This is a genomic window from Kordia algicida OT-1, from assembly GCF_000154725.1.
Lineage (GTDB): Bacteria > Bacteroidota > Bacteroidia > Flavobacteriales > Flavobacteriaceae > Kordia > Kordia algicida.
On sequence record NZ_DS544873.1, the window covers coordinates 406,393 to 432,643 of the forward strand.

The window sequence follows — 26,251 nt, forward strand, 5'->3', positions numbered from 1 at the left end:
ACGGTTTATATTGGAGATTTTTATAGAAGATATTTCTTAATGAATTTTCAATCATTAAAATTACTTAGTGACAGTGCGATTTTAAGTATAGAATCTCTTAGATATAAATCAGGGGAAAACCCTTAGTTTTTATGAAAGTCTTTTTAGTATATTGAAAATCAACTAATCATCAATAAAATCTTATGAAGGAAAAAACTAATTTTTTATGTGTAGTATTAATTTTAGTATTGTTTTTTGGGTGTAAGCACGATACTTCAAAATGTCCTGAATGTCCAGAATGCCCAAAAGTAGATACAGAAGCAACAATAAACTCCACAACTAATAAATTCATAGCTTTATCTGATGTGCATGTTGATGGAGATTTAACAGAAACAACTTTTGGAAGTAATACAGTAAGCGTTACGAGTGAAAAACTTTGGTTGCGTACGAAAGCTAAAATTGAATTGACAGCCTGTAAAGAAAGTCCAAAATTTATGGTGTATTTAGGAGATTTGCCTGGTTATGATGACACTGAAAGAATAGATAATACACATTTGATGCTTGAAAATTTACGAAATTTAGAAGTCGATTTTCCAATTTTATATTTACCAGGAAATAACGATTCTTTGGAAGGTGATTACCATTCTTTTAGTAACAATGCAGAAGAAACTGTACTTACCAAAGATGAAGACAAAACGAATCCGTGGCCAGTTATAAATAGTGGTTCTTCAACAATTAAAGTAACAAATTTAGACGATACACAAAAAGCGTTTGGCTATTATTCAGTAGATTTAGTTGACGGTGCAAATACATTAAAAGTAATTGCACTAAATACTGTAATTTTTTGTGCTAAAGGAAAATATCATCGATATGTTGACGACGATAAAGTTTCCCAGCAAAATGCGACACAAACACAAATGGCTTGGCTTGAAGGAAAGTTAAAAGGACTTGCTGCAAACGATCGTGTATTGATTATGATGCATATTCCGCCAGGAATAGATGGTTATGATGATGGAAGTGGTAATTACAGTAAAATGTGGAATGATGCTTTGACGTTTGCAACGAAAGATTCAAAAGGTAAAACGGTTACATACGAGCTTCAAGACGGATTCATTCAATTGTTAGCAGATCATAAATCAAATATTGTCGGAATGCTCAACGGACATACACATTTAGACGGATTACGTAGAGTTTACAATTCTACACCAAAACAAAAGCCAGAATTTGTGACCTATAGTATTACAACGCCAGGCATTGCCGTAAATCATAATAACAATCCAGGATTCAAGATGTTCACGTACGATTCGGCTACTTTCGATTTGTTAGACTTTAAAACCTATTATGCTTCGCCAACAAATACTGTAAAAGATGGCGAGTTCCAATATGCAAAAGGTGCTTCTTATACATTTAGAGACGCTTATAATGTAAAAGATGCCACAAAAACGATTCGATCTGTTATTGAAAATATGTCAACAGATGATCTAGTAAAAAATATGGGAAAAACTATTGGAGTAAAAAGTAATAAGGATGTGAATAATAATATGAATTTGGATACAGCGTTGACAGTTTATAAACAGAAATAAAATTGTTAATAATTCTAAAGGTTTCTATATGAATATTAAATTTATTACAATATCTTTGCTACGAATTCGATAAATTCCGGAAAATATGTTTGAATTTGATCAATATTTAGGCTTTTTAGCTTTCCTAACAATCTTAACCATTGGATTTTGGTTAATGATTCTCTTATTAACGTTTATAGTACCTTATTGGGTTACTGGAGCGTTAAAAGAGCGTTTCGACGAATGGAGAGAATCAAAGAAAGACTCCTAAATACTAAAAGGACAAAAACAAAAGGGAACTTACACTACATAAGTTCCCTTTTTTAATACAAGATATTTTTTAATTTTTTATTGCAGTTCTTCCAATAATAATTCTGCCACTTTTTCTGAGGAAGCAGGATTTTGTCCAGTAATCAACAATCCATCTTTTACAGCATGAGAATTCCAATCGTCAACTTTAGAATAGATTCCTTGATTTTTCTTCAACATATCTTCCACCAAAAACGGCACAATAGCTGTTAATCCAACCGCTTCTTCTTCCGAATTAGAAAAACCCGTTACATTTTTCCCTTTTACTAAAGGTGTTCCATCTAAATTTTTTGTGTTTTTCAATACTGCTGGCGCATGACAAACTGAAGCAACAGGTTTGTTGTTGTTGTAAAAGGCTTCAATTAATTTGATAGAATTTGGATCTTCTGATAAATCCCATAAAGGTCCGTGTCCGCCAGGGTAAAAAATAGCATCATAATCAGCTTCATTCACAGTTGCCAATTTTAGCGTGTTTGCTAAAAGTTTCTGTGTTTCTTTATCATCATTAAAGCGTTTTGTAGCTGGAGTTTGCGCATCTTCACCTTCACTTTTTGGATCAATTGGAGGTTGTCCGCCTTTTGGTGAAGCGAGCGTGATGGCAATTCCTTTATCTTTTAAAGTGTAAAAAGGCGCTGCAAATTCTTCAATCCAAAAGCCTGTTTTTTCTCCGGTATTTCCTAATTCATCATGGCTTGTGAGTACAAATAGTACTTTTTTCATACGTTTTTGTGATTTTTGAGGTTCTTGTTTTTCATTAGTAGTATTCATTGTACATGCCGTAATTAAAACGATTATAGCAAGTACAGTCATTATATACTTCATAAGGGGAATTTTAGAAATACAAAAATAAAGCGTTTGACACAGAAAAAAAATGATGTATGTTAAGAATTATTTATTTCTGATTTCTTTTCGAATACGACTCAGGCTTTCGTTGGTAATTCCTAAATAAGAAGCAATATGATAGTTTTTTACAAACTGTTCAATATTTGGATAATCTCGAGTAAACTTTACATAACGTTCTTTTGCATTTTGTGATAAATTGGCGAGAATTCGTTTTTGTAAACTCACAAAAGAACGTTCTATCTTTTTACGAGTAAAACGTTCAGTTTTTGGGATTTTATCGAAAATTTCTTCCAATGATTCTCTTGAAATCTTATACAAAGTAGCATCTTTTATACATTCAATGGTCAACACGGCATCTGTCTCAGAAAAATATGCAATATAATCGCTAATCCACCAATTCTTTATTGCAAACTGAATGGTATGTTCTTTTCCTGATTTTGAGGTTAAATACGTTCGCAAGCAACCATCAAATACAAAATACTGGTGATCTACTTTCTCGCCAAGATGTAAAATAGTTTCTCCTTTTTTAAAGTGAACCTTTTCATATCTACGTTCAATAAAAGCAATGTCTTCTTCTGTGAAGTGCATTGAACCATCATGATACATTAATTTAATTATAGAACTTGGTTTCAATATGAATTAATTAGGATCTATTAAATTTTCAGATATACCTTCAAAAAAATAACTTTTTTTTAGAAGAAAAAATGAAAATAAAGGTAAGAAAAAAGACTTATTCTATTAATATTTAAGTATGTTTTTTATGAAAAATCAACTAAGTTTTATGTCAAAATTCTTAAAAATACTTTTAATTTTCACTTTTGTATACTCATTCAACTCTATCACAATGTTGTGTTTTGCAATAATAAGATTGTAAAATTTATAATTTACACGTTTAAGTTTGACTTGATTTATGGTTGTCAAATCAATACGATCAATAATTTCATCATGTTTTATAATAAGTATATGATCTTGAACTTCAACTTCGCCAATTCTTGTAAAAAGAGTTGTGTCAAAAAGCATATCCAAAAAGAGTACTAAAGAAAATATTACGATTAAAATATCTCTATGATTATGATATGCGTCTAAGGGAAAAACAAGCCAATCAATAATAAAAAATAATAATAGACAAGGATAAAATACAAGCATAATTATTCTAAAGATCTGCTTGAGTTTTGTGTTCTTAAAATATTCAGTATCGATAATGTCTATAATCATATTTCGTAAAATTAGTAGAATCTAAATGATAGACAAAACTTTAAAAACATAAAAACCCGTAAAACTTTTGCGAAGTTTTTCTAATTTCGCACTCTTAAAATACAAAACATGATTACTGTTGATAATATTGCTGTAGAATTTAGCGGAACAACTTTGTTTAGTGACGTAAACTTTGTCATTAATGAAAATGATAAAATTGCCTTAATGGGGAAAAATGGTGCGGGAAAATCTACCATGATGAAAATTATTGCAGGCGTACAAAAGGCAACTCGCGGAAAAGTAAGTTGTCCGAAAGAAACTGTAATTGCCTATTTGCCACAGCATTTATTAACGGAAGATCATTGTACAGTATTTGAAGAAGCTTCGAAAGCATTTGCGCATATTTTTGAAATGCGCGATCGTATGGACGAACTCAATAAACAGTTGGAAACGCGTACCGATTATGAAAGTGAAGCATACATGAAAATCATTGAAGAAGTTTCTGAATTAGGCGAACGTTACTATGCATTAGAAGAAATAAACTATGATGCAGAAGTAGAAAAAGCCTTAAAAGGACTTGGTTTTAAACAAGATGATTTTCAACGGTTAACAAGTGAATTTAGCGGTGGATGGCGTATGCGAATCGAATTGGCAAAAATTCTATTACAAAAACCCGATTTAATTCTGTTGGATGAGCCAACGAACCATATTGACATCGAATCTGTTATTTGGTTAGAAGATTTCTTGGTCAACAAAGCTAATGCGGTTATGGTAATTTCACATGATAGAGCGTTTATTGATAACATTACCAATCGTACAATAGAAGTCACTATGGGACGTATTTACGATTACAAAGCCAACTATTCACATTACTTAGAATTACGTGCCGATCGTAGATCACACCAAATAAAAGCCTATCAAGAGCAACAAAAATTTATTGCAGACAATCAGGCATTTATTGAGCGTTTTAAAGGAACATTTTCTAAAACCAATCAAGTGGCTTCGCGCGTGAGAATGCTTGAAAAACTAGAAATCATTGAAATTGATGAGGTTGATAACTCTGCTTTAAAGCTCAAATTTCCACCTGCGCCACGTTCGGGAGATTATCCTGTAATTGTGGAGGAATTATCGAAAAGTTACGACGATCATGTTGTTTTTAAAGATGCCAGTTTCTCCATTGCACGTGGTGAAAAAGTATCGTTTGTGGGACGAAATGGAGAAGGAAAATCTACCATGATTAAATCTATTTTGGGAGAAATTGACCATGAAGGAAGTTGTACGCTTGGTCATAATGTAAAAGTTGGATATTTTGCGCAAAATCAGGCTTCTTTACTCGATCCGAATTTGACAATTTTTCAAACAGTTGATGAAGTTGCGAAAGGTGATATCCGTACGCAAATTAAAAATATCTTAGGTCAATTCATGTTTAAAGGTGATGATATTGACAAAAAAGTCAGTGTCTTATCTGGTGGAGAAAAAACGCGTTTGGCAATGGTAAAATTGTTGTTAGAACCTGTAAACTTGCTCATTCTTGATGAACCAACAAATCATTTAGACTTACGTTCAAAAGATGTTTTAAAAGATGCACTCAAAGCGTTTGACGGAACTTTAATTTTAGTTTCGCATGATCGTGATTTCTTGCAAGGATTATCACAAAAAGTATTCGAATTCAAAGAAAAACGCGTCATAGAACACTTCGAAACAATTGATGCGTTCTTGGAGCGTAATAGAATTAAGAACATTAAGGAAATTGACTTAAAAGCTTAAATTTCTTTCAAATATTAAAGCTTTAATCTGTTAATAAATTATTAAGTACGGCAAAACCATACAGGGATTTCTTATGATTTTTTATTTTAAAGTATGTTTAACCAAAAAAAATAAAATCATGAAAAAGAGAACCTTAAACTCGTTAGTACTTAACAAAAAGACTATTTCAGCGTTGGAAGCAGTATCTTCTATTGGAGGCGACTGTACATCAACTTGGGATGTATGTGAGCGACAATGTATTTATACCATTTGCCCGATTGAAGGCGCAACTTGTGCAACCTGTTAAAAATTACAATCTGTAATTTTAGAAAAATAAATGTGTCAATGTTACATCTACAAAAACATGCATACATTTAAAAATAGTTATTTTAACTCGTTGTGCATTTAGAACTCAAATATCCAATGAAGCGTCCGTTCGAGTGATTTTGAGGGACGAAAAATCGTATTTCGATAACGCTCAACAGAACTATCGAGAACTTGTTTGGTATCAAAAATTCTATTCTCGATGCTAATTTTACTCATTTTTAATCGTAAAATTCACTCGAATTGACGAATTTTTTCTAAATGCACAACAGACTATTTTAACAATATTCTACGTTTGCTCATACTACAAATACAACATAAAATATTTGTGAAGTATAAATAATATATCAAAATAAAAGTGCTGAATTTCGGCACTTTTTTTATGCGTATTTTTTAGTCTAGAAAGTGACATTTTATAAAAGATCATTCAAACAGCTAAAATCAATTTTGGATTAACTTTAATAATCATTCAAGTTTAAAAACATTGAAAACACTGATATTTCAACACTTTTTTAGTATCTGATATTTTATAAAGTATCATACTAAAACTTTTTTTCTCATATGATCTCTGTGTTAATTGCCGTCATAAATAACATTCAAAAACAATCATTATGAAAACAAAAATTAAACTATTCTTCATAGGATGCTTCTTCTTGGCGGCAAATTGTATAAGTGCGCAAATTAATACATTTCCTAGTTCTGGAAATGTTGGTATTGGTTCAGGAAGTCCTTCTGCCAAAACAGACATTTATCTTCCTTCATTCGCAAGTATGCAATCAGGATTACGCATTACAAGTCCATTTGCATTTCAATATAATAGTACTATAAGAACCATATTTCATTTGCGTACAGCTGGCATGCAAAAAGGTAGTTATTTCAGTCAATTTGTTGTAAAAACGAATGGGAGTGTTGGTGTTGGAGTCAACTATGACGATCCGATTTTAAACAATAAAAAAATGGTAATTGCCGATAATAATATCAATAAGGTTGATCTTAATGTAAGAGGCTTTACACTTTTAGATGGATTGAATGCTTCTTTATTGCTCGGAGGAACAGGTAACGAAGCTTTTGGACAATGGGGAATTGAATATAACGAACATGGAACAGTAAAAGGATTGAATTTTTGGAAACCATCTGGAAGCAATAATTTTGGAAATTACTACATGTTTTTGGCAGATAGTGGTCGTGTGAGTATTGGTTTAGATCCTAATGAAGTGAATACTTTTAATAATGTCACGTACAATGGTGATTACAAATTGTATGTTGGAACTGGAATTCTTACCGAAAAAGTGAAAATTGCATTGCGATCGTCAGAAGATTGGGCAGATTATGTTTTTAAGGAAGATTACAACCTACTTTCATTAAATGAAGTTGAAAAACATATCAAAGAAAATGGACATTTGCCTAATGTACCAAGCGCAGAAGCTGTTGTTGCTTCTGGAATTGATGTGGCAAAAATGGACGCAAAGCTTTTAGAAAAAATAGAAGAACTTACGCTATACATTATTGAGCAAGACAAAAGATTGACGCGCTTAGAGCAGGAAAATAAAGACTTGAAAACAAAGGTGTTATCTAATGCTTCTAAACAATAATATTATGAGAATACTTTTCATCATTATTGTTCTACTAGGATTGATACCTGTAGACTTAGAAGCACAAACACATCAGCAAAATCATGAAAAATATTGGTATTATCGCTGGCGTTTGCGGAATCATTTTATGAAAATTGGACCAAATCAAGGAGAAAGTCTGATTGCAAATGAAAGAGGTTTGGGAAACCCAAATCATACGAAAATGGTTTTTGGAGATCAAACGTTTAATTTGGGATATTTTATGGCGATTCTAGCTATGGAATACAAACAATTAGCCGAAAACAATCAAAATACAGATCAAACGATCAAGGAATTATATTACACACTTTATGCATTGAACAGACTTGATATGAATGCTGAAAGTGTTTTTAGAGAAGGTTTTACAGGAGAACCGAATCCGCAACCAGGAGATTTAAATGGTTTTTTTGTGAGAGATGATGTCGATAAAGAGTTTTACACAAACAATTTTGACCATTTCAACAACTATAAAATTCCATCTGAGTCTAATTTGATTGTTACGAATATTAGTTCAGATTGGATTCACGATTCTGAAATAACGTACGATCATATCGTTGACAATGAAGGAGCAAACTCTGAAATGAGTATGGATCAAGTATATACCATTATGATGGGAATAGCCATGGTTCAGAAATTTATTCCAGACGGAATCATTTACGATCCCAATTTGCCTTTTCAGGATGGCGAATTCGACATTAAAAAAGAATCTGAAAATATTCTTAGACGAATTATAACTCATTGTAATGGGAAAAGTCTTGGGAAAGGAAATTTTTTCCCATGGAGAATTAAAAATCCTGTATTAGAAAGAAATGTAAAACGTGGCGCAAATATGGGACAATGGTCTTATGGGGTTTCGCAGGCATGCATAAACATGATGATGGTTTCTTCTCCAGGAAGTGATATTTCTGATTTTCAAAACGGATATTCAGAGTTGAATGAGCCAGTTACTATGGCATTAATTCTATCTGCAGCACCTATTTTTACTACAGATGATAATGCAAATATGTTTGGACTTGTTACAGCGATGTCAGGGTATGCAAGCGACAATTTTTACACAGGTGCAGCTTTTCAAGAAATGTGGCATTTGCAATTGATTAGAGAAGTATTATATGGAGAAACTGGCGCAATCAGCGGAAACATTCTAGCGATAACAAATTTGCTAAACAGTGCGCCATGTGAAGGAACTTATATGTATGAATATCCTTTTGATTCACCAGATTATCAGTGGTCAACAAATAATAGAATTTTGCATCCAGATAGACGAGGAGAAGATGAATTTGGAGTAGATAATAATAAGTATCCAGCAGAATATCCTGGGTTAGATTATATGTTATATCACAATCTTTATTATACATTATACAATCAACATTACAATGCACCTTTTGACTTAGTTGATAACGTTATGACAACCAATTTACCTTTTAATAACGGAGTTCAAGAAGTTGGAACAGATGCATTGCCATTTAACATAGATACTTTTAATACAATTACAGCTTCGAATACTGTTCATGCGGTAGGAGCAAATCCGTCTAGCGATGGAAATGCCAGAGTGACTTATCGTGCAGGATATTCTATTAATTTACAACCTGACTTTGAAGTAAAACCTGGTGCTGTTTTTTATGGTTATATAGATCCTTATACCTGTGCTTCCAACGGAACCTACCAAAGAAATGCCATAGCAAACGATAAAATAGACTTTGAAGGATTATTTCTCTTACAGGGATATCAACCGCATGTTGAAGAACAAGAAGTAGTAAGTCACCATTTTAAAGTGTTTGAAAATAAAGAAATTAAAGAGAAAACCTCTGTAGTTTTGGTGCATCCAAATCCGTCAAAAGGTATGTTTTCTGTGACATTAAAAAATCCTACACATACTGCTACGGTAAAAATTTATGATTTGCAAGGTAGATTGCTCTTTACCGAAGAATTTACAGGAACTATGTCCTTAGATTTTTCAAATAAGAGAGATGGTGTATATCTCATCAAGATATTTTCCGAAGAAGGAGTTGAAACCAAAAAACTTATCAAGCATTCATAAAAATAGTAGGTAATTGATGATATAAATTCTTCCGAAGTAGTTTAAAAACTTGCTTTGGAAGGTATGTGTTGTCGCTAAATCATTTCTTACAAAACAGCTTGTTTTTATATTTATAATTCATAAATCACGAGCAGTCTTTCTGTATTTGTAATTGTTGTTTCCTTAAATTTAAATAATTAATTTCTAAATCAAAACTATTATGAAAAAAAAGAAGTTTAGATCGTTGGATCTCAATAAAAAAACGGTAGCTAATTTTGAAGAAAGAATAAAGATTATAGGCGGTCAAACGATGCTCGGTGGAATATGTCCATCTGCAACAATGTTTACTTCGTGTGATGTTTGTCCACCAGAGGAAACAGAATTCAGTTGTTCATCTTGGTGGGGCGGACAATTTTGTAAACCATGTGACAAACTTAACTAATTTGAAAGCGGACTTCGGTTCGCTTTTTTTAGCTTTTTTCTTTACTATAGATAACTTCTTACACTTCTTATAATTCATAAATCACGAGTAGTATTTCTGTATATATCACGGTAGTTTATTTATTTTTAGTATAGTTAACCATATAAATTTGAATCATTATGAAGAAAAAGAATCTAAAATCGTTAAAACTAAACAAGAACTCCATTTCAACTTTAGACAACACTAATGTGAAAGGTGGTGATCCAACATCACATTTCTCATGTCCAGGTGGAGTTTGCACTTTCGAGCCAACAGAATTAGTCTGTTCATCATGGTGGGGCGGGCAATTATGTAAGCCATGCGATAAAAAATAATTAAAGGATTAGGCGAACTTCGGTTCGCTTTTTTTTGGTTTTATCTTTACTGTTGATAGATTTTAATTGTTTTAATCTACGGATTCAACATACTTTGTAAATTCTTTGTGTGAAATCGTTGGTTTTATCAACTGAAAATAAATTAGTTATGTGCGATAAATAGCAAGGAATAAAAAATAAAACTTATTTTAAGAAAGCAAAAAAGCCAAGATTTTGAATCTTAGCTTTTCCTTTATTTACCGTAGTAGCGAGATCGGGAATTGAACCCGAGACCTCCGGGTTATGAATCCGACGCTCTAACCAACTGAGCTACCTCGCCGTGTTTGCGGGTGCAAATATATGAACTATTTTATTTTGAGCAAATAATCCACAAAAATTATTTTTTTTGTTCTTTTCTTTTAAACTTATCAATTAATGTATATATTGTCAACAACATAATTATAAATAAAGCATGTCAGATAAAATTAAATACGAAATAGAGTTCCCTATACAATCTTCGCCACAGCTTTTATTCCAATATTTATCTACACCTTCAGGATTGTCCGAATGGTACGCAGATAACGTAAATTCTAGAGGAGAAAATTTTACCTTTATTTGGGATGGCAGTGAAGAAACCGCAAAATTGCTAGGGAAAAAAAATAATGAACGCATCCGCTTTCAATGGGAAGATGATGAAGACACCTCGTATTATTTTGAAATGAAAATTGTTGTCGACGAAATTACAAAAGATGTTTCTCTTATTGTAATTGATCATGCAGACGACGATGACGAAGTGGAAGAAGGAAAAATGTTATGGGAAAACCAAATTGGAAGCCTGAAACAAGTTTTAGGTTCACGCTAAAAAAATCATTTATTAAAACTATATTTGCCTTGAGAAAATCAAGGCTTTTTTTATGGTTAATTTTAACGGAAATTTCAGCGAAGAAACAACAATACTCAATGTAGAAAATAGAGGACTAAAGTACGGAGATGCACTTTTTGAAACACTGAGAGTTGTCGCAAATAAAATTCTTTTTTGGGAAGACCATTATTTCAGACTCATGGAATCAATGCGCATCTTACGAATGGAAATTCCGATGAATTTTACGATGGAATTCCTAGAAGAAGAAATTCTCAAAACACTAGAAGCAAACGATTTAACAAATGCACGCGTACGTTGCACAGTTTTTAGAGGAAATGGCGGATTGTACTTGCCAGAAACCAATAATGTCGAATATATTATTACTGCCAACAAACTCGCTTCTCCGTTTTATCTGCTTTCAGAAACTACCTATGAAACCGATCTTTACAAAGATTTCTACATTAACAAAGGTTTGCTCTCTACTTTGAAGACGAATAACAAAATCATAAATGTATTAGGAAGCGTTTACGCAAAGGAAAACGACCTAGACAACTGTTTGTTGGTAAACGAAGACAAAAGTGTGGTAGAAGCGCTCAATGGAAATATTTTCTTGGTGAAAGGAAACATCATTAAAACGCCTCCAATTACAGATGGATGTCTGAAAGGAATTCTGCGAAAGCAATTGCTTGAAATTCTAGAAAAAACGCCAGAATATGAATTAAAAGAAGAAAGTATCTCACCTTTTGAAATTCAAAAATCAGACGAGTTTTTTATTACAAACGTAATTCAAGGAATTGTACCAATTACAAAATACAGGAAAAAGCAATTTACAAATACGGTAGCAAAAGACTTGATCGGAAAATTAAATATGCGAATTCGTTTAGGGTAGCTTGATAGTTAGTTGTAATTTATAAAGTGTAAAACCAAATACCCAAGACCAAATACCTAAAACCAAACGTCCAACACCTAATTATGACTCGGATCTTCGGGCGCATTTGACCAAATCAAATATTCGCCGCCAAGTTCCATCATCTTTTTGCGCCAAATAGATTTGCAAGATTTTGAAATAATTTCTTTCTGAAACTCATTCTCCACAATAATCCAAGAATTTGAATTTAATTCTTCACTCAATTGATTGGCATGCCAGCCAGAATATCCCAAAAAGAATTTAATATCGTCTTGTTGTAATTTATCTTCTTCCAACAATTTGGCAATAGATGAAAAATCGCCGCCCCAATAAATCCCCAGCGAAATTTCAATGCTATTTGGTACCAAATGTGGAATTTTATGTATAAAATATAAATTATCTTGCTCTACAGGTCCACCATTATATACTTTAAAAGTGGTTTTGGCGCTAGAAAACTGCGGAATTAGGTCAGATAAATTTACATTTAATGGTTTATTTAGAATAAAACCTATCGATCCTTCTTGAGTATGATCTGCAAGTAAAACAACTGATCTATTGAAAGATACGTCTCCAATAATGGAAGGTTCGGCAATCAAAAGATGTCCTTTATTGGGTTTTAAGGCTATCATTTACGATTTTTTAGGTTACTTAAATCTATTAAAAAAAAATGAAATAATCAAATTCAGCAACATTTCAGAACTTTTAAAAACTAAAAAAGCGCTCAATTTGAGCGCTTTTATCTAATTTATATGGTAATATAATTAGTTTACTGCTTTTCCTAAATCAGAACCAGCTTTGAATTTTACTACTTTCTTAGCAGCAATTTGGATTGTTTTTCCAGTTTGTGGATTTCTTCCTTCTCTTGCAGCTCTTTCTGAAACTGACCAAGATCCGAAACCTACTAGAGAAACTCTATCTCCTTTTTTTAAAGCTCCTTCTACATTTCCTAAAAATGATTCTAATGACTTCTTTGCTGCTGCTTTAGAAATTCCTGCATCTGCAGCCATTGCGTCAATTAATTCTGTTTTGTTCATAATCGTTGAATTATTAATTGTTTGGTTAAACATTATTTTTTAAAAGCAGTACAAATTTATACGGATTTCTTTCTCATGCAAGTAATAGCGCGGGAAAAGCGCGTTTTTGTTGATAACTTCACACGATTGTTAATAAACATAGCTGTTTTTTGTTGTTTTTCTCTCGTATCAGTAAATATAGGGCTTACGAGACTTTTGCGTCTTTTTCAAAATTAAAACCGTTTAACAATGCTCCAATTTCCATTGAACGTTTTCCTGGCAACTGCAAAATCTTGAGAATTATATAGCCTTCTTTTACCGCAATTTTTACCTCTTTTTTTGAACTGAGTACAATACCAACTGTATGCGAATGCGCTTCTAAAACCTTTTCTACTTCATATATCTTTATATTATAAGTATCATCTCCATTATGTAAGGTGGTCCAAGAAGCAGGATACGGACTCAACCCACGAATCTTATTATATATATTGTCTATCGTATCAGTCCAATCAATTTTGCATGTTTCTTTATGAATCTTGTAAGCTGTCTTTACATCGTCAGAATTTGGCTGAATTGTGGTCGTAACTTCATCTTTTTCTATATGTTGAACTGTTTTTACAACTAAGTCACTTCCAATGTTCATTAACTTATCGTGTAACGAACCTGCATTTTCAGTTGGTTCAATTGCAATTTCTTCCTGAAAAATCATTGCTCCAGTGTCAATTTTTTCATCAATAAAAAAAGTGGTCACTCCAGTTTTTGTTTCTCCATTAATAATTGCCCAGTTAATTGGTGCTGCACCTCTATAATTAGGAAGTAATGAAGCGTGTAAATTAAACGTTCCATATTCAGGCATTTGCCACACAACTTTTGGCAACATTCTAAAAGCAACTACAATTTGTAAATTGGCGTTCAACGCTTTCAATTCTTCCACAAAAGAAGTGCGCTTCAAATTAGTAGGTTGTAAAACGTTCAAATTATTTGCCAAAGCAAACTTTTTTACTGCCGATTGGTGCATTTTGCGTCCGCGACCAGCAGGTTTGTCTGGCGCAGTAATTACACCAACAACATTATAATTTGCATCCAACAACGCTTTTAACGTTGCTACAGCAAAATCGGGTGTACCCATAAAAACGATTCTCAAATCTCTCATATAATATATGTATACGTATTTGTTTCTGTTAATTTAATCTGTTCTGACTCCAAAAGTAATTGAATAATTGATAATATTAAGTCTTCTCGGTAAGGTAAAACGGTACAAATTTCAGTTGAGGTCATTGCGCCTGTTTGTAATACTTTTAAAATATCATCACGAATCAATAACTGTAATTCAGTATCAGGTGTTGCGGTTTTCTTCGTTTTACATACGGAACAAATCCCGCAAGGAGTTTTTGTAGTTTCACCAAAATAGGAGAGCAGCTGTATATTTTTACACGTTTCTGTATTTTTTACATAATGAAGTACGGCTTCTACACGTTTCTTTTTTAATTCGTTTTGTTGACGGACTTCTTTTGCAATTGGATGAATGGTCTTGTCATCTTCACGCGCTACCAAAAAAGTAACTTCGGCATCGGTTTGTATCTCGTCTAAATCTATAATTTCATCTTTTGCCAATTGTTGAATCGTCTCGGAAATTTTCGCCTTTGGCAATCCTAATTTCTGTGATAAAAATGTGGTATTGATATTTATTTTCTGTTCAAAAACACCGCCGTAGGTTCTTAAAATAGCTTGTGTTATCAAACTCAAATGTGGATGATTGTCTAAATAATTCAATAAATTAAATTGATCGACTAAAAATTTTAGTGTAGTTTTTCTATGAAAATTTTGCGAAAGCTGAATTACGCTATGTCTATCTAGCAATTGTAAAGCCGTATATGTTTTTTGTGTGGGAAATTGATATGCTTTGCAGAATTCGTAAAAAGCCAACGCATGTTTGGTATCATAACCTTCACCGTAGGCAATTTGGAAGAAACTACACAGTTTCCTGAAAACGATTTTCAAAAAATCGACACTTGGTAAATTGTGAATGAATTGCTTTTTTAATACTTCAATATCATTCGCATCTGTTAGAATAATTGCATTTGCATACTCACCATTTCGTCCAGCACGTCCTGCTTCTTGATAATAATTTTCTAAACTGTCAGGCAATTGCACATGAATCACGTTTTTTACATCAGGTTTATCAATGCCCATTCCAAAAGCATTGGTTGCAACCATAACTTGAACTTTTCCACTTAACCACTTTTGGAGATTATTTTGTTTTTCATCTGACGAAAGTCCGCCATGAAAAAAAACGCTATCAAATCCTTTTCGAGTAAGTGCTTCGTGGATATTTTCTGTACTTTTTCGATTTCGTGTATATACAATACATGACTGCGGATATTTGCGCAATGTTTTTTCAATGGTCAATAACTTATTTTCAGTTTCTAAAACCGTGTATGCTAAATTTTCACGTGTAAACGACTGTTGAAACATCGCTACATCGTTTAATTGCAAACTTTTTTCAATATCTTTTACAACCGTTGGTGTTGCAGTTGCGGTCAATGCAATGCATGGAACTTCTGGTAAAATTTCTCGAAGCGAATTGATGTTTTTATATGCCGGGCGAAAATCATTTCCCCATTGCGAAATACAATGTGCTTCATCAACAGCAATCAAATTCACATTCATTTGCTTAATGCGTTCTTGGATAATTTCTTGCTGCAAACGTTCTGGAGACAAATACAAAAATTTATAATCGCCATACACGCAATTGTCTAACAACGTGCCAAGTTCATTTATTTTTAATCCGCCAGTTAAGGCAATTGCTTTAATGCCGTTAGCTTTTAGATTGGCGACTTGATCTTGAATCAAAGCAACCAAAGGCGAAATTACGATGCAAATTCCATCCATTACCAACGCAGGAATCTGAAAACAGACTGATTTTCCTCCACCAGTTGGTAACAAAGCTAAGGTGTCTTTTTGTTGAATGACCGCGTTTATAATTTCTTCTTGCAAAGGACGAAACGAAGTATGTCCCCAATATTTTTCTAGAAGTGCAAGCGGTTTGGTCATTTGTGGTTTTTAAGTGTGTTTAATATAAATGTTACACGTTCAGAAACGCTTCCAAACGGAACATCTATCAAATTATAACCGTAATTTTCATAAGCAGCAATTAGATATTTTTGAATGATTTCTGCTTGTTCAAAACTTTCATAGCGTTCATTATCTTGCGCATAAATTTCTTTCCATGGAGCGAGCATAAACGCAATATCATACGTATATTCTTTGCACGCATCGCGAAACATATCTGGATATTCATCGCCTGTATAATCCATATACGCAGCGACATCAGGAATGCCACGATCGTAAAAAGCGTACTTTTTATCAAGCGATGTTGCGTCTTTAAACTGTTGAATTCTTCCTTTTAAAAGCAATTCACTAAACAACAATGGTTGCGTTAAAAATAATTGTTCGATACCTTTTTTCTGTGCGGCTGCAGTAACTTCTCTTGAAATTTCGTGGAAGCAAGTATAACCTTTTGCTTCCAAAGCAGTAATTAAGGTAGATTTTCCCGTGCCTGGTCCGCCAATAATAAGTACTCTTTTTGTGTTCAATCTGAATAATTTATGGTGTAAAATTACGGAAATTGAAAGGAATATGAAAGCTTTGCTAGTTGCTAGTTGCTAACTGCTAGTTAGTTTATTGATTTTTGATAAATTTATTTTCAAACGCCATATTTATAGGGACTTACGCTTGTTTTCTTAAAATGCTATTTTCTTGATTTTTATAAGAGTACCGCCAAAGAGTACCGTTTTACTATTTTTTTAATCTTCAAATATATCTAATTCTTTAATAGCTTTGTCTACGATTCGCTCGTCAATATAGTGCTTTTTTAAGACTGTATCTGTTGCGTGCGAAGATAGACGTTTTGCATCTCCTTTCAAAGTGGATGATAGATAGGTTAAATACGTTTTTCTAAGACATTTAAACTGTAATTCTCTACCTGTGTTTAATTGCTTGTAGAAATGTGAGAATCCTAATGATAAAGCATCATTCATTGATTTGGTGGATGATGCCGTTCTTTTGTCAGGATTTAATAGGTATCTATCCTTTCTTTTGTTCATATCATATCTTAAGCGATATAAGATATTCTTTAAACTTTTTGTTACTGGAACTATCTTCGGTGGAACGTTCTGATTGAAATATTCTCCTTTTTTTCTTTTTACTTTGAGATTGGGAACTTCTATGTAAACAGGTTCGCCATTCTTTTCGCGAATCATATTCCATTTAAGTCCCACAACTTCTTCACGTCTACCGCCTGTATGCAAAGCTAGTTCCAAAGCGTCTTTTAAATAGAGCTTATATCTGTTTCTCTTGTATTTTCCTTGAATTTCTATTCCATTTTCTGGTTTTATGATTTTTAATAAGTTTTTAAATTCTTCTTTTGTGATCGTATCACGTTTAGTCATCACAGGAATCATTCTAACTTTTTCAAAAGGGTTTTTCATATTAATATTGAATCGATCAATTGCCCAGCTCACAAACGTTTTTAAAACGCTCATTTTTCCATTGTAGGTGTTTCCTTTGTAATTCTTATCAATTAATAAGTAATCATGGAATAAACCAACGTGCATATCGCCAATACGATTAATGATTAATAACTTTTTATTGATATTATGTTTTGTGAGTGCTTCATTAAATATTTTTAAGCAGTTAACAATTTCATTTTTTCGCTGATCGGATAACGTATTTTTTTGGTGTTCGGGAACGTCAATGTTATCTAAAAAATCGATATATCGTAGTTGTATATCGAATAGATATTGTCGATTTCTTATTTCGATCGGTTGCCCTAAGCCTTGTAATTCCGCTTTGAATTCTTTTTCAAAATCAATTGCTTGAATTACCGCATCTGCATAATTGGTTGCATCGTGTGTTTTACTCGCTTTACGTCCATCACTTCCAGGAACGTGTAAACGTGATTTGTATCGATGCTTTTCAAAGTTTTTGCAGGTAGAATAGTTTTTGCCTGTTTCTCCACACGTGGGTTCTTCTTTTACTTTTTTGGTATTTCGTAAAGTCGTTTTTCGTGTCCATGAAAAATGCTTTTTACATACATGACAGTAAATAAAGAGTCCTTTATGTTTGTTATTAGGCATGTGCTTTCGTTTTGCCATACAGTTTTCTCCTTTGTTTTTAATTTTAATTGCGTTATTAAATTCTGATTGGGAATAGGAAGTAACTCATGTTTTATGATATTACTATGCTAATCGCTTTTACTGATACTCTTTAAAGCATCACGGAAACAAAGTTTTGAAATAGTAGTTAGATATCATTTGTTCGATATTTGTCCTTGAACCTATAAATAATGTTAAAAATCTAATTTTCAGTAGATCATATTATTTAGTGCAACAAATAAGGACAAATTCAGTAGATTTTTACTTATGTAAAAGGCGCATATCGATTTGATAACTATTACAATTCAAATATTTAAGATACTCTCTAAAGTTTCATGGTGTAAAGATTTGACTAAATTTTAAAATATCATTTGTACGTGTTTTGTATCGTACAACGAATTGTAGGAATGGAATGTAGGAATTAAAACAAAGGATGTTTTAAGGAAATAAAAGTTAAATTCTGATTTTAATGAATGTAAATATTCATTTAAAACTTACTAATTACATATGGTAAGTTTATAAAAAAAATCAGCCGATCACCTACCAAAAAAATGCAGGTATTCTTTTTTAAAAAAAATTACTCATCACTTAGCCTTTAGATTAGCTCCTATAAATAATCCATAAATAAAAAGTCAATTATTGTAATTTTCTCCACCTTCAAAATAATATTTTGAAGGTGGAGAAAATTTAAAAAAAGAACGGAGTGAACTTTTCGCTTAGCCAGTTTAATGAGCTATTTATCGTATTAGTCTCCGTTCTTTATAACTGGTTACCAAGAACCATATAGAATTTTAGGACAATCCTTTTAAAAGTCTTAGTTTAAGTAACCATATCTAATCAATCTAAATATATGAAAATTAAAGAAATTGTAGGTATTGATGTTAGCAAGCTAACAGTCGATGTATGTATCCATTCAAATCAATTAAATGAATGTTTTGAAAATAGTATGAATGGATTTAAAGAAATGCTTTCTTGGATAAATAGCTACATCACTTTACCTAAGAAACAGACCTTATTCATTTTTGAGCATACAGGAATTTATTCACATAGACTAGCTGATTTTCTCGAAAAGGAACACCTGCCTTTTTCTATTGTTCCTGGATTAGAAATTAAAAGGTCACTTGGAATAGTTCGAGGTAAAAGTGATAAAGTAGATGCAAAAAGAATTGCGCTATATGGTTATCGTTTAAAAGATGAATTGAAGCCTAGTTCTAATACCTGTATAAAGATTAAGAAGCTACATACATTACTTACATTGCGTTCAAGATTAGTCAAGCAAAGAGCAGGGTTTAAAAGCTCTATAAACGAACAAAAATCAATATTAAATCAGAAAGACTTTTGCGACTTGTTTAATATTCAACAGGAATTAATCGATAATTTAACAACACAAATCGAGATAATTGAACAGCAAATGAAGAAAATTGTTTGGCAAGATTTGGAGCTCAAAACTATTTTTGATTTGATAACTAGCATTAATGGAATTGGATCACAAGCTGCTTACACGATAATCGTTTACACCAATAAATTTAAAAAGTTTAAAACTTGGAGAAAATTTGCTTCCTACTCGGGTATTGCTCCTTTTCCTCATCAATCTGGAACCAGTATAAGAAAACAGACTAGAGTATCTAATTTAGCTAATAAGGAAGTTAAAGTAATCTTGAATATGTGTGCAATGTCAGCGATACGATTCAATCCTGAAATGAAGAAATACTATCAGAAAAGAATTGAGCAAGGAAAAAATAAAATGAGTACTTTAAATATCATCAGAAACAAATTGATTGCTAGAGTGTTTGCTGTAGTAGAAAGAGGAACACCTTATGTAAATACACTGAAGTATTCTTCTTAATTTTGTTTGCTTTTATTCTAATGATTTATATTCAAAAATCAACTCATCACTAAGCAAATAGCGTATTTATTTAACTAATCATTTAGCAATAAGCAAAAAATCTGATGAAAAAATCAACTAATCATTAAGTGATTAGTTTGGAATAATATTTTCTTATACTCAACTCATTGCTTAGCAGTGAGCTGAAAATATTTGCTCATCATTAAGCAATAAGTTGGAAAATAATATTATTCAAACTACCTTCTTAGTGATAAGTTAGTTTTACACTTAAATTCAAGTAGATAGTTTAAGATTTATTTTTTAAATCAGCTTATCACTTAGCAATTAGTAAAAAAAATAAATTTATCGTTTAACGATAAGCTGAAAACTAAACTAGGAAAATTAATAAATATGGTTAAACCTAATTTGAATGTTTCAAATTAGAAAGTTTTATTTTAATATTTAAAGAGAATATTACTACTTTTATTTCTGTATACTCTACATTAATTACAGAGCTTAAATTAGAATAATTACCCTAACTGAATATGATAGAAATTCTAAACAATCATTGCAATAAAGAAAACGGACTTTTATTATTTAATCCACCAACTGGTTCTGGAAAAACATATAATGTTTTGACTTGGATATTTGAAAATTATAAAAAATATTGCAAGGAAAATAGAAAGATTTTTTTCGTTACAAATCTTAAAAAAAATCTACCTTATGAAGAACTAAGAGATAATTTCTTTATTCCCCAAAAAAAATTATACGATTTTGAAAAAGACATAACATTTTTAGATTCAAATTCAGATTACCTAATTAATAGGTTTAAGGATATAGAAGAATCTATAAATGATTACTTCAAAAATTTCAAAGTATTTTATTCAATAAAAAGTAATGTAACAGAAATAAATAATCATAAAGAAAATCCAAAATTAAAGACATACGTTAAAAAACTCAAAGATGAATTAAGAACTGACTTTGAACCGAAATTTAGAAGAATAATTGAAAAATATCTAAAAGAAAACTTTAAAAATAAACAAGAACGGATTAGAGCTATTAAAAATACGGATGAACTTAAATGGATGGGGGAATTATATCCTGCTGTTTTTACGTCTAAAAGAAAAGTGTTTTTTCTTAGTGTAAATAAATTTTATGTTAAAAATAGTACTTTGATTGAACCTTCTTATTCTTTTTTAGAAAATGATATAACAAAAGATGCGATCATCTTTATTGATGAATTTGATGCTACAAAAAGTAATATACTTAAAATTATCATCGATAATGGCAAAAATCAACGTATTGATTTTATTCATCTTTTTACGGAGATTTATTGGGCATTGTCCAAAAATACATTACCTCAAAAATTTATTACTCACTCTGAAAAAAGACAAGAGTTACTAGATAATAATTATGGCTTACCGCTTACCGATATTCAAAAAACATTATTAGATAAGTCTGAAGAAATCGTAAAAAAATATCAACTCAATTATAGTTTTAAAACTACAAATACCGAACAAGAAAATATAAACCAAAGAAATTTATTATTTCATGATTTTCAATATCATTCTGTATATAGAAACGATAAAAAATTTATTCGTCTCAATCAAAATGACTTATCAAAAACAAATGAAATAGTTTTTGAAAACACCAAACCAAAAGGGGAAAGTATGGTTCATCTTCTGAATGATATAAAGGGTTTCATAAATTACTTTAGTGGAAGAATAAAAAGTATCGCAGAAAATTACCAACAACTTGAAAATGATGATAAAGAGAATAATACAAAGAAATCAGAATTTACATTTGACTCAGCGTTGAGTACAGTTATTGAAGAATTTGCCTTAGACTCTAAATACAAAAATTTTATAATTAATAATATTCTAAGTGCTAGAGAAAAAACTAAAAAAAATAAAAAGGGCAAGCCAGAATTAAACTATGATTTAAGTGTTTATGAAAATGGTTTCAGATATTACGACTTTGTGGATGACGATTCTCATCAATCAAAAACAAAAACTTTCATTTATAGTTTTCAAAACACACCTGAAAAATTCTTATTAAAACTAGCTGAAAAGTCAAAAGTAATTGGAATATCTGCTACGGCATATATGAAAACTGTAACGGGTAACTATGACATCAACTATTTTAAAAGACAACTTGGCACTAAATTCATTGAGCTGACAAAGAGTGAAAACAAGATGCTTTTTGATTTATTTGAAAAACAAAACAAGTATTATTCAAAAATCAATATTCATACAGAATGGCTAGATTTTATTGATAAACAAAATGACTTCGAAGTATTGTTTGGAAATAAAGAATTAGCTGATGATATTTTAGGAAAGCTAAGTGCTTTAAAAACTACTGATTACGAGTTCAATAGATATTTAAAGATTTCTCATTCATTCAAGGAGTTTTTACTTAAAGAAGATATTAGAGGGTTTTTATGTCTTTTAAATAAAGAACCAAAATGGAATGATAGAGCCTTGAACTTAAAAATATTAGAAGAAATATTTTCTAACTTAATACTAGAAACAAATCAAAAGGATCATTTTATAAGCTATGGTAATGAAGAATTTAATGTGAAGAACTCATATACTGTAGTAAATAGTACTGATTTTGAAAATAAAAAATCAGCTTTTATAGAAAAACTTGAGCAAGGAAAAAAGATTTTTATAATTTCTATGTATCAAACTATGGGAGCTGGTCAAAACATACAATTCATTTCTCCAAATCCAAAAAAAATGATAGATGTTAGAAGTGATGAATTAACTAATTGGAATACAGAAAACAAAACGGATATTAATGCCATATATTTAGATAAACCAACTCACATCTTTCAACAAATAAATAAAAACTTAAATGAAGAAGGTTTTATAAAGTATCTGTTTCAGTTAGAATTTTTAGCACAAATTGGTGTTATTTCAATTTATCAATTAAATGCTGAAGTATCAAGAGCTTTTAAAAACCTCTTAGCATCGTTTAACACAAAAGAGAATTTAGGAAATCCCAAAGTTGATTTATATAAAGGAGAAAATATAAAACAACACTATGCAAAATTTATTATCCAAGCCATTGGTAGAATTTGTAGAACCAATTTAAAATCTCAAAATATTTATATTTATGCAGATAAAAAAATAGACGAATATATCTGTGATTTTGATGTTGAAAACAACTTGGTTCTTAACGAATTTAAGGTTTTGGTTAAATCGAGTAAGCAACTAATTCAAAATAAAAAAGAGAAAAACGCTAAGTTCAAAAATCTTGCAACTACAACTAATAGAAAAGTACATTCTATAATTCAAAAATTTATTTCTAATAAAGATTGGGGATGGACTCAAAAGCGTTTAGATGAATGGGACAATCTAAGAAAAATGTGTTTGCGTTTTCCTACTGTTTCAGAAGATGAAATAAATAAACACAACTTAAATCGTATTTTAGATTTATATATTGAACTACCACACATATCAAACAATTATCACTTCAACTTAAAAAAAACCGAGTTTTTTAATGATTATAAAAATATTTCTGTTGATTTTAATGCTAATAAAGGAAGTAAAGTTTCTTCTGAATCAGCGAGGTTAAATGAACTTTTGGAAATAGATGGGGTCAGAGAATTTTTTGAAGAAAAAAAATGGGCAACTGAGTTTAAAATTAATCAATATATTATTACACCAGTGATGTTTAATAATATATACAAAGGTGCTTTAGGGGAATGTATAGGGAAATTTATTTTTGAAAAACACTTCGGTATCCACTTAGAAGAATTGGAAGTTGACTATTATGAGAATTTCGATTACAAAATTAAAGAAACAGATATTTACATAGATTTTAAGCATTGGAAAGAAAGTACTGAGATCAATTTTGATGAGCAAGAAAGTAAAATCCGAAAAAAACTTGAAAAAGTCAAAGGAGAAAGAGTGTTTATAATCAATATACTTTCATCAAGTGAGAAACGAATCATAAAATCAATAGATGAAAAAATTATTGAAGTTCCCTTTTTATGGAATACAGAAACAAAAGAACTAAATCATTCAATTTTAAAAGATATTAATGCTTATGCAACTTTGTAAAACCAACAAACTTGTTATTCAAATTAATTACAGTCAATTACTAACTGACTATTCAATAGTAAAATTTTCAACAACTGAAAATTATATAAAATACGGAGCTTTAATTCTTGATGAAGTAGGTCTAAAATTAAGTGCAAAAAGTATTGTCTTTGAAAGAGGGAAATCATTTTATGTTCTTTTTGATAAAAATTTCATTTCAAATATTGACTTATTCAAACAACTTGAAAAAATTGAAGATGGAGATAAGTTGTCGTTTAAGATTCTTGATCTAAATGAAACCAAAAAGATCAAGCAACATTCGATTACTCAATTAGTTGTTAACTCAATAGCTACACCGAAGCATGAAAGACTTACATATAATAACTTAACAGGAAAACTATATTTATTCAATACCAATCATTTAAGAATAAGTAAATCAAAAGATAAAGAACAAATTTTCAAAATTATTGGATTAGAGTTTTACATTGATCCTAATAGCTGTTTACAATTAAATGTAAAAACTTTTTCAAACTTATTGTTAAATAAGTCAATGGACTTTTCTAAGAAAAAAATGAGTGCTTATCCTAAATATACTTTTGTTCATTCAACAAATACACTTAGAAGAATTTTACCATCGGAGAAGGTCAGCATTGATAATCAATACATTTTAAAGCAAAGTATTAAGAAAGGAACTATTGAGAAAAGTAATATCCCATTCTTAGACTTTAGTAACCTTAAAGAATTTAAAAATAGTAAAATTGGAATCTTAAATGATATTTTGAATACTATCAATCAAAAGCTATCAAATTATCTTCAACTTGATTTCAAAGGTACTAATATAGACCATACCATAAGACATTCTAACCTATTTGATTTCAATAATTTTGATGAAGACATACTACTTATTGATGGTATTAAAGATGACTATTCCAATGAATATTTAGAATCTATAAAAACAGAATTAAAAAAAATAATTCCCAATTCAAGAATAAAGGTTTCTAAAGCAGAAGATAAATATAGTTTTAATATCAAGCTAATACATAATAAATCATTCTATTTAAAATATGAACATAAAGACGTGTATAAACCTTCTTTATATATTCAACATATTACTTTAGAAGACTTCAAAACAAATTCTAAAGCTAGTTTAAAGGCTATTGTAAAGGAATTAGTTATTAAGAATGATATTAATAAGAACCAAGTTTCAATAATTGATTGGTCAAGCTTCAACTTTGAAAATAATTGGATTTTTGGCATTAGAGATAAAACTGATTTCTATTTTTTGACTATTGAACCAAACGGTAAAATTGAGTTTGAAAAATTTGAATCAGATTTATTCAATCAAAATGAATACGATGAATTATGCGATATTTATAATGAGAATACTAATATTGAATTCATTGTTAAGGATGATATTGGGAATGTTAATATAATAACAAGAACTAATAATTACACTATTCCAGAATATCAAAAAATAAGTAGCATATTAGAAAAAGAAAGTAGAGAAATTTCTATTACAAAATCTCAAGTTATAAATGCAGTCAATCAAGTCTTTGATAAAGAAAAGGCAAGTGAATACGAAACTCAAATAATTTCACTTGAAAATTGGAATAAGGATAGCCTACTAAACTGCTTTAAAAATAGAATTGAAAAGAAAAAAGTAGTAGAGAAAATTCAAAAAGATACAGGAGAAATTCTAAAATCATATTTTAGAGATAAGACACGATATGAAATTTTAGATAGTCAACTTGATATTCATTCCTTCAAACAAGATAATAGCTATTACTACTTTGTCGGAATAAAAGGGAAAGGTATTCAGCAAACTATTTCAAGAGCATCCGTAATTAGGGAAATTACAGTTTATAAAAACTCCGAATATATCTTTGATAAGTTGCTACCGCTTATGAATGTTGATTTTGTTAAAAATGGAGATTTAACTGTCTTACCATTTCCTATCAAATTTTTGAGAGAATGGATAAAGTATTAGAAAATAAAGCTGGAAGATATTAAAAGGAAAACATTCTTTTTAGTTTTAAAAATCAATAATAACTCCTCCCTTTAGTGTTGATGTTTATCACTTTTTA

21 protein-coding genes and 1 tRNA gene are annotated in these 26,251 nt (G+C 30.7%); 12 read left to right on the top strand and 10 right to left on the bottom strand.

The annotated features are described in order from the left end of the window. Positions 1-182: 182 nt before the first annotated feature. A complete protein-coding gene (locus tag KAOT1_RS01805; RefSeq protein ID WP_007092962.1) occupies positions 183-1,562 on the top strand; it encodes a metallophosphoesterase in 1,380 nt (459 codons plus the stop codon). A 327-nt stretch (positions 1,563-1,889) separates the two neighbouring features. Here the strand turns inward: KAOT1_RS01805 and KAOT1_RS01815 are convergent, their stop codons facing one another. The 3 genes from KAOT1_RS01815 to KAOT1_RS01825 all read right to left on the bottom strand — a co-directional run bounded on the left by KAOT1_RS01815 (position 1,890) and on the right by KAOT1_RS01825 (position 3,908). Beyond that, positions 1,890-2,672 carry a type 1 glutamine amidotransferase domain-containing protein gene (locus KAOT1_RS01815; protein ID WP_157559975.1) on the bottom strand — a complete coding sequence of 261 codons (783 nt, stop codon included), beginning with the start codon at positions 2,670-2,672 and terminating at the stop codon, positions 1,890-1,892. Positions 2,673-2,738: 66 nt separating this feature from the next. Further along, positions 2,739-3,281, bottom strand: a complete 543-nt coding sequence (locus KAOT1_RS01820) for a Crp/Fnr family transcriptional regulator (RefSeq protein WP_157559977.1) — start codon at positions 3,279-3,281, stop codon at positions 2,739-2,741. A 180-nt stretch (positions 3,282-3,461) separates the two neighbouring features. Then, the gene (locus KAOT1_RS01825; protein ID WP_007092966.1) at positions 3,462-3,908 is read right to left on the bottom strand and encodes a hypothetical protein; all 447 of its coding nucleotides are present in this window, start codon (positions 3,906-3,908) and stop codon (positions 3,462-3,464) included. A gap of 108 nt (positions 3,909-4,016) precedes the next feature. On the opposite strand from KAOT1_RS01825, the gene KAOT1_RS01830 reads away from it, so the two are divergent. From KAOT1_RS01830 to KAOT1_RS22635, 6 genes are all read left to right on the top strand, one after another. Beyond that, the gene (locus KAOT1_RS01830) at positions 4,017-5,654 is read left to right on the top strand and encodes an ABC-F family ATP-binding cassette domain-containing protein (protein ID WP_007092967.1); all 1,638 of its coding nucleotides are present in this window, start codon (positions 4,017-4,019) and stop codon (positions 5,652-5,654) included. A 118-nt stretch (positions 5,655-5,772) separates the two neighbouring features. Further along, on the top strand, positions 5,773-5,940 hold the full coding sequence (locus KAOT1_RS22630; RefSeq protein WP_157559978.1) for a hypothetical protein: 168 nt from the start codon (positions 5,773-5,775) through the stop codon (positions 5,938-5,940). A 628-nt stretch (positions 5,941-6,568) separates the two neighbouring features. Next, on the top strand, positions 6,569-7,549 hold the full coding sequence (locus KAOT1_RS21765) for a hypothetical protein (RefSeq protein ID WP_007092969.1): 981 nt from the start codon (positions 6,569-6,571) through the stop codon (positions 7,547-7,549). Positions 7,550-7,553: 4 nt separating this feature from the next. Continuing rightward, the gene (locus tag KAOT1_RS01840) at positions 7,554-9,605 is read left to right on the top strand and encodes a T9SS type A sorting domain-containing protein (protein WP_162014327.1); all 2,052 of its coding nucleotides are present in this window, start codon (positions 7,554-7,556) and stop codon (positions 9,603-9,605) included. Positions 9,606-9,804: 199 nt separating this feature from the next. Next, entirely contained in the window at positions 9,805-10,026 is a 222-nt protein-coding gene (locus KAOT1_RS23160; protein WP_007092971.1) for a hypothetical protein, read from the top strand. A 158-nt stretch (positions 10,027-10,184) separates the two neighbouring features. After that, on the top strand, positions 10,185-10,379 hold the full coding sequence (locus KAOT1_RS22635; protein WP_157559980.1) for a hypothetical protein: 195 nt from the start codon (positions 10,185-10,187) through the stop codon (positions 10,377-10,379). A 245-nt stretch (positions 10,380-10,624) separates the two neighbouring features. On the opposite strand, the gene KAOT1_RS01850 is transcribed toward KAOT1_RS22635, so the two are convergent. Next, positions 10,625-10,698, bottom strand: a tRNA-Met gene (locus tag KAOT1_RS01850). A gap of 132 nt (positions 10,699-10,830) precedes the next feature. Between KAOT1_RS01850 and KAOT1_RS01855 the strand changes: the two genes are divergently transcribed. Continuing rightward, the gene (locus tag KAOT1_RS01855) at positions 10,831-11,220 is read left to right on the top strand and encodes an START-like domain-containing protein (RefSeq protein ID WP_007092972.1); all 390 of its coding nucleotides are present in this window, start codon (positions 10,831-10,833) and stop codon (positions 11,218-11,220) included. Between the two features lie 52 nt (positions 11,221-11,272). Beyond that, positions 11,273-12,109 carry an aminotransferase class IV gene (locus tag KAOT1_RS01860; protein WP_007092973.1) on the top strand — a complete coding sequence of 279 codons (837 nt, stop codon included), beginning with the start codon at positions 11,273-11,275 and terminating at the stop codon, positions 12,107-12,109. A gap of 77 nt (positions 12,110-12,186) precedes the next feature. Here KAOT1_RS01860 and KAOT1_RS01865 read toward each other — a convergent pair whose 3' ends face one another. From KAOT1_RS01865 to KAOT1_RS01890, 6 genes are all read right to left on the bottom strand, one after another. Continuing rightward, complete coding sequence (locus KAOT1_RS01865; protein ID WP_007092974.1) at positions 12,187-12,756, bottom strand: YqgE/AlgH family protein; 570 nt, start codon at positions 12,754-12,756, stop codon at positions 12,187-12,189. Between the two features lie 132 nt (positions 12,757-12,888). Next, entirely contained in the window at positions 12,889-13,194 is a 306-nt protein-coding gene (locus KAOT1_RS01870; protein ID WP_007092976.1) for an HU family DNA-binding protein, read from the bottom strand. Between the two features lie 151 nt (positions 13,195-13,345). Then, positions 13,346-14,293 (bottom strand): methionyl-tRNA formyltransferase, encoded by a 948-nt coding sequence (gene fmt / locus KAOT1_RS01875; protein ID WP_007092977.1) that lies wholly within the window; start codon positions 14,291-14,293, stop codon positions 13,346-13,348. Then, positions 14,290-16,194 carry a RecQ family ATP-dependent DNA helicase gene (locus tag KAOT1_RS01880; RefSeq protein ID WP_007092978.1) on the bottom strand — a complete coding sequence of 635 codons (1,905 nt, stop codon included), beginning with the start codon at positions 16,192-16,194 and terminating at the stop codon, positions 14,290-14,292. Before KAOT1_RS01880 ends, fmt begins: the two co-directional genes overlap by 4 nt. After that, the gene (locus tag KAOT1_RS01885) at positions 16,191-16,736 is read right to left on the bottom strand and encodes an AAA family ATPase (protein ID WP_007092979.1); all 546 of its coding nucleotides are present in this window, start codon (positions 16,734-16,736) and stop codon (positions 16,191-16,193) included. Before KAOT1_RS01885 ends, KAOT1_RS01880 begins: the two co-directional genes overlap by 4 nt. Before the next feature lie 210 nt (positions 16,737-16,946). After that, on the bottom strand, positions 16,947-18,296 hold the full coding sequence (locus tag KAOT1_RS01890) for a tyrosine-type recombinase/integrase (protein ID WP_007092980.1): 1,350 nt from the start codon (positions 18,294-18,296) through the stop codon (positions 16,947-16,949). A gap of 850 nt (positions 18,297-19,146) precedes the next feature. Between KAOT1_RS01890 and KAOT1_RS01895 the strand changes: the two genes are divergently transcribed. The 3 genes from KAOT1_RS01895 to KAOT1_RS01905 all read left to right on the top strand — a co-directional run bounded on the left by KAOT1_RS01895 (position 19,147) and on the right by KAOT1_RS01905 (position 26,154). Further along, the gene (locus tag KAOT1_RS01895) at positions 19,147-20,142 is read left to right on the top strand and encodes an IS110 family RNA-guided transposase (RefSeq protein ID WP_007092981.1); all 996 of its coding nucleotides are present in this window, start codon (positions 19,147-19,149) and stop codon (positions 20,140-20,142) included. 524 nt (positions 20,143-20,666) lie between these two features. Then, positions 20,667-24,188, top strand: a complete 3,522-nt coding sequence (locus KAOT1_RS01900; protein WP_007092982.1) for a P-loop NTPase family protein — start codon at positions 20,667-20,669, stop codon at positions 24,186-24,188. Next, a complete protein-coding gene (locus KAOT1_RS01905) occupies positions 24,175-26,154 on the top strand; it encodes a hypothetical protein (RefSeq protein WP_157559982.1) in 1,980 nt (659 codons plus the stop codon). Before KAOT1_RS01900 ends, KAOT1_RS01905 begins: the two co-directional genes overlap by 14 nt. Positions 26,155-26,251: the final 97 nt, after the last annotated feature.